Genomic DNA, 13555 nt, shown 5'->3' with positions numbered 1-13555 from the left:
ACTACCGGTAGTACATCACGGCGGCGCCGGCGACGATGAGCAACAGTCCCCACCACAGCGAGTCGTACGGGAGCACCTTCAGTAGCAACGTCACCAGGCCCGAGGAGAGCAGCGACCAGCCGATCGTCGTCCGGTGGCCGGAGTTTCGATAGCTCATGGGACCTCTCACGGAGCGAGACGGAAAGGTCTGCGGCCTGCCCAGTCGCCCTTCGCTCGGCGCATACGTCCACGGCGTACAGCGATGTGGAGCGATCCCTGATCCGACGACCGATCGGGCGTAGGGCCGTCGCACCGACCCCCCGGAACCCGCTCCGGACGATCGCCGGCGCGTTCACGCCGAAACCGTGGTTCGTCGACGAGATGGGGCGGTACTACCGCGAGCGACGACGCGGGCTTCGGTAGGGTTTTGGGTGCGCCTCTCCGACTCTCGGGCATGAGTCAGACGGCGTACCCCCCGATCAGCGAGCATCTCGACGACGTCGAGGGCGCTCGCGAGGAGGGCCGGCGCAAGATGGACTGGGCGTTCCAGCATATGCCGATCCTCACCGCGATCCGCGAGGAGTTCGAGGCGGAGAAACCCCTCGAGGGCCAGCGCATCGGGATGGCGATGCACGTCGAGGCCAAGACCGCGAACCTCGTCGAGACGCTCGCCGACGGCGGTGCCGAGGTCGCGATCACGGGCTGTAACCCCCTCTCGACGCACGACGACGTGAGCGCGGCGCTCGACGCCCACGAGAACATCACCTCCTACGCGGTACGGGGCGTCGGCGACGAGGAGTACTACGCGGCGATCGAGGCGGTGATCGACCACGAACCCACCGTTACGGTGGACGACGGGATGGACATGGTCGCGGCGATCCACGACGACTACCCCGAGCTGATCGACTCGATCCTCGGCGGCTGTGAGGAGACGACGACGGGCGTCCACCGCCTCCGCGCGATGGACGCCGACGGCGCGCTCGACTACCCCGTGTTCGCGGTGAACGACACGCCGATGAAGCGGCTGTTCGACAACGTCCACGGAACGGGGGAGAGCTCGCTCGCGAGCATCGCGATGACGACGAACCTCTCGTGGGCGGGCAAGGACGTCGTCGTCGCGGGCTACGGCTACTGCGGGAAGGGCGTCGCGAAGAAGGCGTCGGGCCAGAACGCGAACGTGATCGTCACCGAGGTCGAGCCCCGCCGAGCCCTGGAGGCCCACATGGAGGGCTACGACGTGATGCCGATGGCAGAAGCCGCGAAGGTCGGCGACGTCTTCCTCACCACCACCGGGAACCGGGACGTGATCGTCCGAGAACACTTCGAGGCCATGCAGGACGGCGTCCTGCTCGCGAACGCGGGTCACTTCGACATCGAGATCGACCTCGACGCGCTCGACGAGCTCGCGGTCAGCTCGTATGAGGCCCGCGACGGCGTCGAGGCCTACGAGATGGACGACGGCCGGCGGCTGAACGTGATCGCCGAAGGAAGGTTAGTAAACCTCGCGGCGCCGATCGCGCTGGGCCACCCGGTCGAGGTGATGGACCAGTCGTTCGGCGTGCAGGCCGCCTGCGTGCGTGAACTCGTCGAGGGAAGCGATGAGTACGACGCGGGCGTCCACGACGTGCCCGACGAACTCGACCGGGAGATCGCGGAGATCAAACTCGACGCGGAGGGCGTCGGGATCGACTCGCTCTCCGAGGAGCAGACGGAGTACATGGACAGCTGGGAGCACGGCACGTAAGTCCTCTCGACGACTCCGACCGGTTCGACGTCGGTTCCCGCCGCCGAACGGCTCGCCGCCTCGGTTTTACGTTAGTAAATTCACGTAGACAGTGGTAATCTATTAGTGTTCCACGTCCCGTGTCTCACGTCCAATGGTAAACGAAGCGGGCGAAACGAAGCAGAGCATGAACGCCTCCCGGCGGACGTTCCTGAAGGCGACCGGCGCCACGACGACGGCCACAGCGCTCGGAACGGGAACGGCGAGCGCCGCGTCGGAGGACTCGAGGGCGGACTGCGAGGTCGACGCGCTGCTCGCGGACCTCACGCTCGAGCAGAAGGTCGGCCAGATGACCCAGGTCGACGTCGGAACGTTCGACCCCGAGTCGGAGGAGATCCCCGACGAGTTCGGCGTCGAGACGCTCGGGGAGTACTTCTCGGAGCTCGGGCTCGGCTCGATCCTCTCGGGCGGGGCGTCGCCGCCGACGTTCGACGCCCAGGAGACCGTCGAGGGAATCAACGCGCTCCAGGAGTACAACCTCGAGAACTCCGAACACGGCATCCCGTTCCTCTGGGGGGTCGACGCGCTGCACGGCAACACGCTGCTCGCGGGTTCGACCTCGTTCCCACAGCGCATCAACATGGGTGCGACCCGCGACGTCGACCTGATCGAGGAGGCCGAACATCACACATCGGACGCGACGGCGGCGATGGGCGCCCACTGGACGTTCGCGCCGACGACGGACCTCCAACGCGACCCGCGCTGGGGGCGCTTCTTCGAGGGAATCAGCGAGGACCCGATGTTGCAGGGGGAGGTCTCGAAGGCACGGGTCCGGGGGCTCGAAAGCAACGACCGGCTCTGCTCGACGGTGAAACACTTCGCCGCGTACTCGATCCCCGAGAACGGCAACGACCGGGCCCACGCCCGAACCTCGATGCGCGACCTTCGGACGAGCGTCCTGCCGCCCTACCGAACCGCGCTGGAGGCCGAGCCGGCGACGGTGATGGTCAACAGCGGCGCGCTCAACGGCAAGCCCGCACACGCCTCCGAGTGGCTGCTCACCCAGATGCTGCGCGAGCGATACGGCTTCGAGGGCGTCGTGATCTCGGACTACGACGACTTCTACCGGATGCTCACCAACCACGACTACACCGACAGTTTCCGGCGAGCGGTCAAGGAAGGGCTCAACGCCGGCATCGACGTCTACATGATCGGCAACGGCGGCGAGGCGCCCGGTCCGGCGAAGTTCATTGAGACGACCGTGAGCCTCGTCGAGGACGGCGAGCTGTCGGAGGAGCGCATCGACGAGTCAGTCCGGCGCGTCCTCGAACTCAAAGAGGAGCTCGGCCTGTTCGAGGAACCGACCGTCGACGAGTCGAAGATCTCGTCGGTTCTGGGCGGAGGTCGCGAGGAGTCCGAGCGACTCGCGAGGGAGTCGATGGTGCTGCTGAAGAACGAGGACGCCCTTCCGCTCGAGGGCAGCGAGAACGTCCTACTGACCGGGCCGGGCTACGATCCGGATCTCGACATCGAGAACCGATTCCTGATGCGGTACGGCGCGTGGACGCTAGGCTGGCAGGGCATCGAGGAGGGCGCCCCGACCGAGGGTGGCCCTCGGCCGCGCGGCGAGACGGTCCACGACGCGATGGCGGACGCCCTCGACGGAGGGCTGACCCACGTCCCAACGGACTTCCGGGCCCAGCCCTACAACCCCGACACGTCCGACGACAACGGCGACTTCGCCCTCACCGACGAGCAGGAGGCGGAGGTCCGCGAGGCCGCCGGGTCCGCGGATGCCGTCGTCGTCGTTCTGGGGGAGGGGCCCCACAACGAGGACTTCGGCGACCGCGACGAGCTAGAACTCGACCCCGCACAGCGGAAGCTCGTTGCGGCGATCGAGGAGGAGACGCCGGAGACGCCCGTGATCGGTCTCGTCCTCGCGGGCAGCCCTCGCGGGGGTGCGGAGACGTTCGACGCGCTCGACGCCGTGCTGTTCGCCGGCCAGCCCGGCAGCGACGGCGGCCGTGCGATCGCCGAGACGCTGCTCGGGGAGAACAACCCCTCGGGAAAGCTCGCGTTCAACTGGCCCGAGAGCGTCGGGAAAGTCCCGAACAACTACGACGCCTACCCGCCGCTGGCCGACAGCAGCCTCGCGGAGCCCCACGAGCCCCTGTACGCATTCGGCCACGGACTCTCCTACACCGAGTTCGAGTACTCCGACGTCTCGGTCTCGCCCGGATCCGTCTCGAATCCCGCGAACACGTCCACGGTGACGGTCGGCGTCGGCGTCGAGAACGTCGGCGACGAGGCCGGCGAGCACATCGTCGAGGTCTACAACACCCAGTCCTACGGGTCGGTGCTCCAGCCCGACCGCCGGTTGGTCGGCTCCGAACGGGTCGCCCTCGATGCAGGCGAGTCGACCACCGTCGAGGTCGAGGCGGACCTCTCTAGACTGGAGGTCGTCCCCGGCGACGTTCCCGGCATTCTGCCGAAGGTCCTCGAGTCAGGGGAGTACGAACTCAGCGTCGGCGAACTGACGACGGCGCTGACGGTCGAGAACGCCGCGAGCATCACTGACGATCGACCGGCCATTGGATACGACGCGGACCGCGAGGACGGGGAGAGCTCCTATTCGGATCTCGTGAAGGTTCTCCGAGGACTCGGCCGGTAGACGGACAGGACGTCGCTTATGTGTACACGGGGAAAACCGACGGACGGAGATGGCAAACAGGAAAGGCGACCGCCGGGAACGCGAGCTCGTCAACCGGCTCGACGAGGCGGGCTTCGCGGTGATGCGCGCGCCGGCGAGCGGCGGCGCCACGACCCGGGAGCTTCCGGACGTGCTCGCGGGCAACGGCGAGGCGTTCTACGCGATCGAGGCGAAATCGAGCGCGGGCGACCCGATCTACCTCACCGGCGAGGAGGTCGAGGCGCTGGTCTACTTCGCGCGGAACTTCGGCGCGAAGGCCCGTATCGGCGTGCGGTTCGACCGCGAGGACTGGTACTTCTTCCACCCGGGTGACCTCTACACGACCGACGGCGGCAACTACCGCGTCAAGAAGGAGACGGCGCTCGCGGAGGGGGAGGGGTTCGAGTCGTTCGTCGGCGGGTCGAAACAGAGCCGGCTGGGTTGATTCGACGAGCCCGATGGATCAGGCGATCCGCTCGAGGCGCGAACGCGGGAACGAGTAGACGCGGAGCGCGTCCGGTTCGGGACCCCGATCGGTCATCTCGACCGACTGGGGGTAGACCGCGCCGACGACCGGATCGGTCGGGTCGTACGAGCGGTTGTTGGGGTAGGTCGCGACGCTGTAGGCTGACTCGCCGATGCGGACGTGGTCGGCCTGCCGGTCGGAGACGCTCACCACGAGCAGCCGGTCGCCCGTCTCGCGGTCGCGGACGATCGCGCCCGGCCTCAGGGTGTGGGCCTCGCAGTAGTGCGATCCCCCGTCGACCTCGCGCTCGTTGACGAACAGTTCCTCGCCACAGACGGCACATCCGACCGCCAGCTCCCCCGGCGGCGGGACGCGACCCTCGGTGATCTCGATGGCGACGCGCCGGAGGTGCTTACAGCGGACGTCGCGGTAGGTGTGGTCGGGACAGCTACAGCGGTTGCTCGCGAGATCGACGAGGTACGTCGTCCTGTGTTCGGTTCCGATCTCGTAGATGGCGTCGCCGAGCGCGGTGACCGTCATCGGCTCGGTCCGGGCTCTGATCGAGCGACGATCGAGTTCGGCCTCGGCGGCCGGAAGCGGCGCTGGTGACGCTGGTGTGTTTCTGGCTTGCGTCATGGAATCACCGGGAGTTCCGGTGGAACTCCCGAATCGACTACACTCGGAGTAGGTGCCCGAGCAACCTAAGTCTTCCACTCGAAGGAGGGGTCGGGAAAGCGCGCTTCGAAGTGCTTTTAGTTCGGGGCGGAAAACGCCCGGTCATGGACGTAGACCGGGATACGGTCGTCGAGATCGCCGTTTCCGTCGGTGCGGTGGCGCTGTTCATCGCGGTGATCGTCGTCATCGGGGACGTCTACAACCGAGGCGGCCTCTCGACCGACGGCGGGATGGCGCTCGTCGGCGCGATCACCGGTTTCGTCGTCCTGATGTCGGTTCTCGGGCTCGGTCTCGCGTACTACCTCAACCGTTAGGCGGCCTCCCCCTCGTTTCCGTCCCCCTCCTCCTCGCGCCAGTCGATCAGTTCGTCCTCGTCGGCCTCGTCGAGCGCCTTCTCGTAGTAGGCCATCGGATGTGAGATCGTCTCGCAGCGATCGTCCTTGTTCACGCAGTCGCCGTAGGACTGCATCGTCGCACAGCTCGGCGGCGAGTACTCCGTCGGGCTGGTCTCCCCACGGATGTGGTCGGTCTGATAGCGCGTCATCTCCTCGCCGAAGCTCGAGTTCACCATGTAGAGGTCGATGATCTCGTCGGTGCTCATCCCGATGCTCGTGAGGAAGGCGGTGATCGCGAACCGGGAGTGGTGTTCGAGGTGCTCGCCCTTCTGGATCGAGTCGAGCAGCGCCTTCATGCACGGCGGGAACCGTTCGGGAACGACGGTGTCGATCTCGCGGGTGAGGTCGAGGTCGGCGAGCGTCTCGCGCAGGCTCGCCACCTCCTCGTCGAGCTCGTCCGCGATCGGATCGGGAACCCCGAGGGGAAGGCCGCGCTCGACCCGTTTGGCGATCGCCTCCTCCAGTAGGGCGTCGAGCTCCGCACGTTCGATGTGGACGTCGCCGTCGGCGAGAGTCCGGTTGACCAGGCGCCACTCCTCGCCGCGGACGTCCGCCGTCAGCCCGAGATAGGTCCCGACGGCGACCCGATAGCCGGCGTCGGTCTCGCGGATGGCCTCCTCGAGGTCGAACTCCGCGAGCAGGTCGGCGACCGAGAGCTTCTCGGTCCGGGCGCTCTTGAGTTCGGCGCTCGCGTCGCGTTCGTCGGTGAACTGCGCGATGGCACGCTTCGCCTCGGCGCGGGCGTACTTCCGGGTACAGATCCGCTCGTCCACGAGCGAGACGAGCACCCGCGCGACCGGATAGGAGAGGAGTTCGACGCGGGTGCTCCGATGCGGATCGCCGACGCTCCCCTCCCGGAGCGAGCCCGCGACCCGCTCGGTCGCGCGCTCGACGACCGTCCGGTCCTCGCGGACGAGGCTCACGAGGTCGACGTCGGCCTCTTCGACGGTCTCACGGGCGGCGGAGAGAAACGGGTATCGGGCGTGGAGAGCGCGCATTGACTGGCGGGTCGGTTCGTCGGCCCCGCAGATAAAAACGTGGGTACCCGGCCTCGTTTATGAGTTCCTGGACCGTACAACGAGTATGAGCGACGTTCGACAGGCGACTCCGGAGGATGCGGAGTCGATCCGCGAGATCGCGCGTACCTCGTGGCACGCCGCCTACGACGGGCTGCTCGGCGAGGAGACGGTAGAGCGGACGATCGACGAGTGGTACGACCCTGACGGGCTACGAGAGGCGATCGGGCGGCCGGAGCACGTCGTCCACGTGGTCGGGAACGATCCGACCGGATTCGTCCATGTCGGTCCTGCCCCGGGTGACAAGCACGTCGCAGAGCTCTTTCGGATATACGTCCGGCCCGAGCAGTGGGGTGAGGGAATCGGCGGGCGACTGCTCGACTCAGTCGAGGCGGAGATCGAGGGATACGACCGGCTCACGCTCTCCGTGTTCGCCGAAAACGAGGTGGGAATCGACTTCTACGAGAATGAGGGATTCGAGCGAGTCGGCGAAGAAACAGCCGAGTTCGACGGTGATGAGTATAGAGCGTATCGCTACGAGAAGGGGCTTTAGTCGCTCTGGATGCGCGGGGCGAGCATGTAGGTGACCTGGCCGTTGCCCTCGGCGATCTCGAAGTGGAGCTTCACGGGGAACTCCTCGCCGAGTTCGAGCGTGACCTCGCCATCGGTGGGGATCGCCTTGTTCATGTCCTTCAGGTAATCGAGGCTGAAGAGCGAGCGGGCGGGCCCGGGCGTGAGGTCGATCAGGTCGTCGCGGTCGAGTTCGAGGTGGACGTCGTCGGTGTCGCCCTCGGCCTCGACCTGGAACAGCTCTTCCTCCTCGTCGACGCCCAGCGCGATGTGGTCGCTCACCATGTCGGCGGCCTTCACCGCGCGATTGATGTCGCGACCCTCGACGACGATCCGGGCGGGCAGATCGAGATCGGGGATGTCGGGCTCCTGGCGGATCGAGTCGGGGTCGATCAACGCGAGGGTGTACTCGAGGCCGTCGAGCTGGATCTGGAGCTTGCGCGTCTCCTCGTCGAGCTCGAGGTGGACGAGCTGGCCGGCGTCGGCCATGCCGACGATGTCCTCGAGTCGCGAGAGGTTGACGCCGATCTGGCCGCCGTCGGCCTCGTAGGACTCGAAGGCGTCCGAAGCGAGGGTGAGATCGACCATGCCGACGTTCGCGGGGTCGACGGCGCGGATCGCCAGCCCCTCCTCGTTGAGGTGGATCTTGCACTCGTCCACCAGCGCGCTCACGGAGTCGAGCGCCGTCCCGAACGTGTCGGCACTCACGATCGCGTTGAACATGTCGCGAGCTACGAAACCGCGAGGTAAAAACCCAGCCGTTTACGCGCGTGCGCGCACCGCGAAGAAGGGCGCTCGACGACGCGATCCGCGTGTCACGTGCATACTTATCTCGGGGATCCGTAGCCGTAATCGATGGCCGAGTTCACGGACCGATTGGCGGCGTACTGCGCCGGCCTCGACGGTACGGTGAGCGCAGACGAGACGCTCCGAAAGCACGTCCTCGACTGGTTCGGCGTCGCGATCGGCGGGGCGGCCCACGCCGACTCGACGCCTGCGCTCCTCGAGGGGACGGGATTCGCCGGCGGCGGCGCCGCGACGGTGATACCCAGCGGCGAACGCGTCTCGCCGGACGCTGGGGCGCTCGTAAACGGCACCCTGGCTCACAGCCTCGACTTCGACGACACGCATCTGGGTTCGTCGCTGCACCCCGGCGCACCGTCGATCGCGGCGGCGCTCGCGACCGCCGAGGCGACCGGCGCCTCCTCTGAACGGTTTCTCGCGGGCGTCGCCGCCGGCTACGACGTCGCCTGCACGGTGGGCGAGGCGGTCAACCCCGACGCCCACTACGCGCAGGGGTTCCACATCACCGCGACCTGCGGGACGTTCGGCGCGACCGCGGCCGCGGGCGTCGTCCGCGGACTCTCCGAGGAGGAGGTCGAGAACGCGTTCGGCGTCAACGGGAGCCAGGCGGCGGGCTCGTTGCAGTTCCTCGAGAACGGCGCCTGGAACAAGCGCCTCCACCCCGGACTCGCGGCCCGGCGGGCGGTGACGGCGGTGGAGCTCGCGGCAGCGGGCTTCGAGGGGGCCGCCGAGCCGATCGAGGGGGAGTTCGGCTTCTTCGAAGGGTACACCCACGACGCCCGCCCCGAGGCGATCGAGCGGCTGGCCGGCCGAAACGCGGTAGAGGAGACGGGGCTCAAACCCTATCCGTGCTGTCGGTACATGCACCCCGCGATCGACGCCCTCCGCGAACTCGCAACCTCGGTGGATCCCGACGAGGTGACGAACGTCGAGGTGGCGCTTCCCGAGGCGGGGGTACGACTGACGGGCGCTCCGATCGAGTCGAAACGACGCCCGGAGAACTTCGTCGACTGTCAGTTCAGCATGCCGTTCGCGGCGGCGCTCGCCCTCGTGGAGGGGGCGGCGGGCGCCGAACCGTTCCTTCGGACCGCCGGCCGGCTCGACGAGTCGCCGCGGTTCGAGGACCAGGGGTTCCGCCGGCTCATGGACGCGACGAGCGTCGATACGGATGCCGACGTGCAGGACGCCTTCCCCGAACGGTGGTGTGCTCGGGTGAGCGTCGAGGCCGACGAGGTATACGAGCGGTTCGTCGATGTCCCGTACGGCGAACCCGACGATCCGATGTCCTGGGATCGGGTCACGGAGAAGACCCGCGGGCTCGTAGGGACCTCCGAGGTGGACGTCGATCCCGACGCGCTCGCGACGGCGGTCGCGGAGCTTCCGGAGCGGTCGATCGAGGAGCTGATGGCCGTCGCGACCGGCGGCTGATTCGCACTCGAGTTCGCCGCGAACTACAGGCTTAACACGGCCGGGAAGCCAGGGAGTAGCATGTTAGCGTTTTCCGAACGAGCGGTCGAGCTGACCGACCGCCAGCGACGGGTCCGCGAGGAGATCGAGGCGATCTGCGCCGAGTTCGACCGGGAGTACTGGCGCGAGAAGGACGCCGCAGGCGAGTACCCCCACGCGTTCGTCGAGGCGCTCGCCGACGAGGGCTGGCTCGGCGTGCTCGTCCCCGAGGCGTACGGGGGGAAGGGACTGGGGACGACGGAGGCCGTCGTCATGATGGAGACGATCGCCGCCAGCGGCGCGGGCTTCAGCGGCGCACAGACGATCCACGCCGCGGTCTACAACTCCTCGCCGCTCGTGAAGCACGGCAGCGACGAGATGAAGGAGGAGCTCCTCCCGCGGGTGGCGAGCGGCGACGCCTGGATCCAGTGTTTCTCGTTGACGGAGCCGAAGGCAGGCTCGGAGTCGACCGCCATCGAGACCCGTGCGAGGCGGGAGGGCGAGGAGTACGTGATCGACGGCGAGAAGCTATGGACCTCGCGGATCGACGTCTCCGACTACGCGGTGCTCGCCGCACGGACCACGCCGAAGGAGGCGGTCGAGAAGAAGACCGAGGGCATCTCGCTCTTCCTCGTCGATCTCGAGGAGGCGTTCGACGCCGACGCCATCCACCTCGAGGAGATCGAGAAGACCGCGAGCAACGTCGTCCACTCCTTCCGAGTCGAGTACGACGGCCTTCGACTGCCCGCGGAGGCCCTGATCGGCGAGGAGGACCGCGGCTTCTATCACGTCCTCGACGGGCTCAACGAGGAGCGGCTGGTGATCGCCGCCGAGTGTACCGGCCTCGGCGAACTCGCGATCGAGCGTGGCGCGGCCTACGCCGGCGAACGAGAGGTGTTCGGCCGTTCCATCGGCAGGAACCAGGCGATCCAGCACCCGCTCGCGGCGGCCTATGCGCGCGTCCAGGCGGCCCGACAGCTGGTGTACACGGCCGCCGGCCGGACCGACGAGGACGACCCGAAGACGATCGGCACCTGGGCGAACGTCGCGAAGTACCTCGCGGCGGAGGCGGCGTTCGAGGCGAGCGATGCGGCGGTCCAGACCCACGGCGGCCGGGGCGTCGCCCGCGAGTACGACGTCGAGCGCTACTTCCGGGAGGCCCGTCTGACGAGGCTGGTGCCGATCACCCAGGAGCTCGCACTGAACTACGTCGGCGAGAACGTGCTCGGCCTCCCGCGGTCGTTCTAATCGATCCGAGCGGATTCGATCGGTAGACGGGGAGCGAAGGGCGTTTACGGGTCGCTCGCGTACGTTCCACCAACAGAATGTCCGGAAAGGACGAGTACTACAACAAGGCGAAACAGCAGGGGTATCGCTCCCGGGCGGCGTACAAGCTCAAACAGCTCGACGATCTCGAGGACGTCCTCTCGCACGGCGACCGGGTGGTCGACCTGGGCGCCGCGCCGGGCGGCTGGCTCCAGGTCGCGAAGGAGCGCGTCGGCACCGGCACCGTCCTGGGAGTGGACTTCCAGCGGATCGACTCCCTAGAGGACGTCGAGACGATCAAGGGCGACATGACCAACGAGCGGACCCGCGAGCGGATCGCCGAGCGGGTCGGCGAGGCCGATGTGGTCCTCTCCGATATGGCGCCGAACATGACCGGCGAGTACTCGCTCGATCACGCCCGCTCGGTCCACCTCGCTCGCCAGGCGTTCGAGACCGCACGCGACGTGCTCGCCCCCGGCGGTGACTTCGTCGTGAAGGTGTTCGAGGGACAGGACCTCGCGCCCTTCAGGGAGGACCTCGAGGAGACCTTCGAGTACGTCCGCACCACCAGTCCGAAGGCCTCTCGGAAGCAGTCCTCGGAGGTCTACCTGATCGCGAAGGGCTATCTCACCGCGCCCGTCTCGGAGGGCGATCGACTGACGGTCGAGATCGAGGACGAGGGGCGCGAGGGCGACGGGATCGCCCGGATCGAGGGCTACACCGTCTTCGTTCCCGGCGCCGGGAGGGGCGACGAGGTCGAGATCGAGATCGAGGACGTAAAGCCGCGCTTCGGGTTCGCGAAACGAGTGGAGTGATCGATCGTCAGTCGGCGTCGGCGGGCGCCGTCCGAGCGAGACCCCGAGAGCGTACCAGCCCGACGACCGCGTAGACGAGGGGCGTATCCGCCAGCGCGATAAGCAGTTTGATCAGGTACTGCCCGACGATCAGCCCGAGGATCGCCGGAAACGAAAGCGCGTCACCGATTCCGAGGAGCGAGGGCGCGAGCAGGAAGGCGACGCTCACGAAGACGACGGTGTCGATCGCCTGGCTGGTCGCCGTCGAGCCGACGTTTCGCACCCAGAGCAGCTTCCGTCCGGTGCGCTCGCGGATACGGTGGAAGGCGATCACGTCCCAGTTCTGGCTGACGAGGTAGGCGCACAGTCCTCCGAGGACGACGTTCGTGCTCGGCGCGAGCACCCGTGCGAACAGATCGGGATCGACGCCCGCGGGCGAGCCGGGCGCGAGGATCGCGAGCCACACCAGCGAGAGCATCACGAGGATCATCGCGAAGCCGACGTTGACCAGCGTCTGGGCGGGCCGGCGGCCGTACAGCTCGGCGTAACAGTCCGTCGCGAGGAAGGTGATCGCGTAGGCGAGCACCCCTGCCGGGACGATCACCTCGCGTCCGACCAGCGGCAGCTCGAAGGGGAGACCGAACGCGAGGATCTTCACCGCGAGCAGCTGGGCGGTCACCAGCGCGGTGACGAACAGCGCCGCGAGCGCGAGCCGCGGCGCGTCGGCCCTACCGCTCATCCTCGAGGCGTCCCTGGCGCTGGTCGATCTCGTCGAGCAGGTCGAGCGTCTTCCTGATCGAGGCGCGGATCGCCTCGCTCCGGTTGACGAACTTCCCCTCGTCGCCGACGTGCGAATCGAGGTCCTCGAGAAGCTCCTGGGGCACTTCGACGCTTATCTTGGGCATATCTGGAGAACATCACTCGCTCGGCGGACTTACACCGTTCGGATCGACGTGTTTTATTGCGCTTCGGCTCCCCCGTACCAGTCATGGCGCAGTACACACGTCGATCGGTGCTGGCGGGCATCGGAGCAGGGGTCGCGATCGGGGCAGGTGCGGGCGTGGACGGGGCGAGCTCCCACGGGGAACGCGAGGACGCCGTCCGGATCGTTCACCTCTCGCCCGACGTCCCGACGGTCGACGTCTACGCGAACGGTGACCCGGCCTTCGAGAACGTCGACCCGCTCACCCAGAGCGACTACGTCTCCTACGAGCCGAGGAGCTACGCCCTCTCGTTCACCCCGGCCGGCGAACGCCCGGAGGAGGCGATCTTCGAGACCGACGTCCGGCTCGATTCGGGCGAGTACACCCTGGCGGCGATCGGCGAGGTGTGTTCGCTGAGCGAGCGCCCGCTCGAACTGGTGCGTTTCGAGGACGAGAACGGACCGACCGAACCGGGCCACGCCCGCCTACGGGCGGTCCACGCCTCGCCCGACGCGCCGGCGATCGACGTTGCGACCGACGACGGGACGGTCCTGGCCGAGGGACTCGAGTTCGGGGAGGGAGTCTACGTCGACGTCCCGGTCGACGAGGAGATCCTCGAGACGCGCGAGGCGGGCGAGGAGGACGAACTGGCACGGTTCGCGTTGGATCTCGAGGCCGGTAGCGTCTACACGGCGTACGCGGTCGGCTACCTGACCCCCGAGGAGGCGCCCGCGAACGTATCCGACGACTTCTCGTTCTCGCTCGCGATCACCGAGGACGCTACGCCGGGCGAGCAGTAAGCGGTAGTC

16 protein-coding genes are annotated in these 13555 nt (G+C 67.6%); 10 read left to right on the top strand and 6 right to left on the bottom strand.

All coding sequences use genetic code 11. The annotated features are described in order from the left end of the window. Position 1: 1 nt before the first annotated feature. Entirely contained in the window at positions 2 to 157 is a 156-nt protein-coding gene (locus V0Z78_RS02620) for a hypothetical protein (protein ID WP_336343065.1), read from the bottom strand. Between the two features lie 86 nt (positions 158 to 243). Here V0Z78_RS02620 and V0Z78_RS02615 point away from each other — a divergent pair, with 86 nt between their 5' ends. The 4 genes from V0Z78_RS02615 to hjc all read left to right on the top strand — a co-directional run bounded on the left by V0Z78_RS02615 (position 244) and on the right by hjc (position 4836). Continuing rightward, complete coding sequence (locus V0Z78_RS02615) at positions 244 to 402, top strand: hypothetical protein (protein WP_336343064.1); 159 nt, start codon at positions 244 to 246, stop codon at positions 400 to 402. Between the two features lie 31 nt (positions 403 to 433). Continuing rightward, the gene (locus V0Z78_RS02610; protein WP_336343063.1) at positions 434 to 1723 is read left to right on the top strand and encodes an adenosylhomocysteinase; all 1290 of its coding nucleotides are present in this window, start codon (positions 434 to 436) and stop codon (positions 1721 to 1723) included. A 133-nt stretch (positions 1724 to 1856) separates the two neighbouring features. Further along, positions 1857 to 4373 (top strand): beta-glucosidase family protein, encoded by a 2517-nt coding sequence (locus V0Z78_RS02605; protein WP_336343062.1) that lies wholly within the window; start codon positions 1857 to 1859, stop codon positions 4371 to 4373. A 49-nt stretch (positions 4374 to 4422) separates the two neighbouring features. After that, a complete protein-coding gene (gene hjc, locus V0Z78_RS02600; RefSeq protein ID WP_336343061.1) occupies positions 4423 to 4836 on the top strand; it encodes a Holliday junction resolvase Hjc in 414 nt (137 codons plus the stop codon). Positions 4837 to 4854: 18 nt separating this feature from the next. Here the strand turns inward: hjc and V0Z78_RS02595 are convergent, their stop codons facing one another. Then, positions 4855 to 5493, bottom strand: coding sequence for an SWIM zinc finger family protein (locus V0Z78_RS02595; protein ID WP_336343060.1), 639 nt, complete (start codon positions 5491 to 5493; stop codon positions 4855 to 4857). A gap of 143 nt (positions 5494 to 5636) precedes the next feature. Here V0Z78_RS02595 and V0Z78_RS02590 point away from each other — a divergent pair, with 143 nt between their 5' ends. Beyond that, positions 5637 to 5846, top strand: a complete 210-nt coding sequence (locus V0Z78_RS02590) for a DUF7472 family protein (protein WP_336343059.1) — start codon at positions 5637 to 5639, stop codon at positions 5844 to 5846. Here the strand turns inward: V0Z78_RS02590 and priL are convergent. Then, complete coding sequence (gene priL / locus V0Z78_RS02585) at positions 5843 to 6925, bottom strand: DNA primase regulatory subunit PriL (protein ID WP_336343058.1); 1083 nt, start codon at positions 6923 to 6925, stop codon at positions 5843 to 5845. The two genes, V0Z78_RS02590 and priL, sit on opposite strands and share 4 nt — an antisense overlap. Before the next feature lie 85 nt (positions 6926 to 7010). Here priL and V0Z78_RS02580 point away from each other — a divergent pair, with 85 nt between their 5' ends. Beyond that, positions 7011 to 7496 carry a GNAT family N-acetyltransferase gene (locus tag V0Z78_RS02580; protein ID WP_336343057.1) on the top strand — a complete coding sequence of 162 codons (486 nt, stop codon included), beginning with the start codon at positions 7011 to 7013 and terminating at the stop codon, positions 7494 to 7496. Here V0Z78_RS02580 and V0Z78_RS02575 read toward each other — a convergent pair. Then, positions 7493 to 8236 carry a DNA polymerase sliding clamp gene (locus V0Z78_RS02575; protein ID WP_336343056.1) on the bottom strand — a complete coding sequence of 248 codons (744 nt, stop codon included), beginning with the start codon at positions 8234 to 8236 and terminating at the stop codon, positions 7493 to 7495. The two genes, V0Z78_RS02580 and V0Z78_RS02575, sit on opposite strands and share 4 nt — an antisense overlap. A 132-nt stretch (positions 8237 to 8368) precedes the next feature. Here V0Z78_RS02575 and V0Z78_RS02570 point away from each other — a divergent pair, with 132 nt between their 5' ends. From V0Z78_RS02570 to V0Z78_RS02560, 3 genes are all read left to right on the top strand, one after another. Further along, positions 8369 to 9745: an MmgE/PrpD family protein gene (locus tag V0Z78_RS02570; RefSeq protein WP_336343055.1), complete on the top strand. Its 1377-nt coding sequence runs from the start codon at positions 8369 to 8371 to the stop codon at positions 9743 to 9745. Between the two features lie 60 nt (positions 9746 to 9805). Further along, positions 9806 to 11011, top strand: a complete 1206-nt coding sequence (locus V0Z78_RS02565) for an acyl-CoA dehydrogenase family protein (RefSeq protein WP_336343054.1) — start codon at positions 9806 to 9808, stop codon at positions 11009 to 11011. 77 nt (positions 11012 to 11088) lie between these two features. Then, positions 11089 to 11844, top strand: a complete 756-nt coding sequence (locus tag V0Z78_RS02560; protein WP_336343053.1) for a 23S rRNA (uridine(2552)-2'-O)-methyltransferase — start codon at positions 11089 to 11091, stop codon at positions 11842 to 11844. Positions 11845 to 11851: 7 nt separating this feature from the next. On the opposite strand, the gene V0Z78_RS02555 is transcribed toward V0Z78_RS02560, so the two are convergent. Next, entirely contained in the window at positions 11852 to 12562 is a 711-nt protein-coding gene (locus tag V0Z78_RS02555; protein WP_336343052.1) for a queuosine precursor transporter, read from the bottom strand. Then, the gene (locus V0Z78_RS02550; protein WP_336343051.1) at positions 12552 to 12728 is read right to left on the bottom strand and encodes a ribbon-helix-helix domain-containing protein; all 177 of its coding nucleotides are present in this window, start codon (positions 12726 to 12728) and stop codon (positions 12552 to 12554) included. The genes V0Z78_RS02555 and V0Z78_RS02550 overlap by 11 nt, the downstream gene beginning before the upstream one ends. Positions 12729 to 12811: 83 nt before the next feature. Between V0Z78_RS02550 and V0Z78_RS02545 the strand changes: the two genes are divergently transcribed. Beyond that, on the top strand, positions 12812 to 13546 hold the full coding sequence (locus tag V0Z78_RS02545; RefSeq protein ID WP_336343050.1) for a DUF4397 domain-containing protein: 735 nt from the start codon (positions 12812 to 12814) through the stop codon (positions 13544 to 13546). Positions 13547 to 13555 lie beyond the last annotated feature (9 nt).

It is taken from the genome of Halalkalicoccus sp. CG83 (genome assembly GCF_037081715.1).
GTDB lineage: Archaea > Halobacteriota > Halobacteria > Halobacteriales > Halalkalicoccaceae > Halalkalicoccus > Halalkalicoccus ordinarius.
This window is presented reverse-complemented; position numbering and strand designations above follow the sequence as displayed.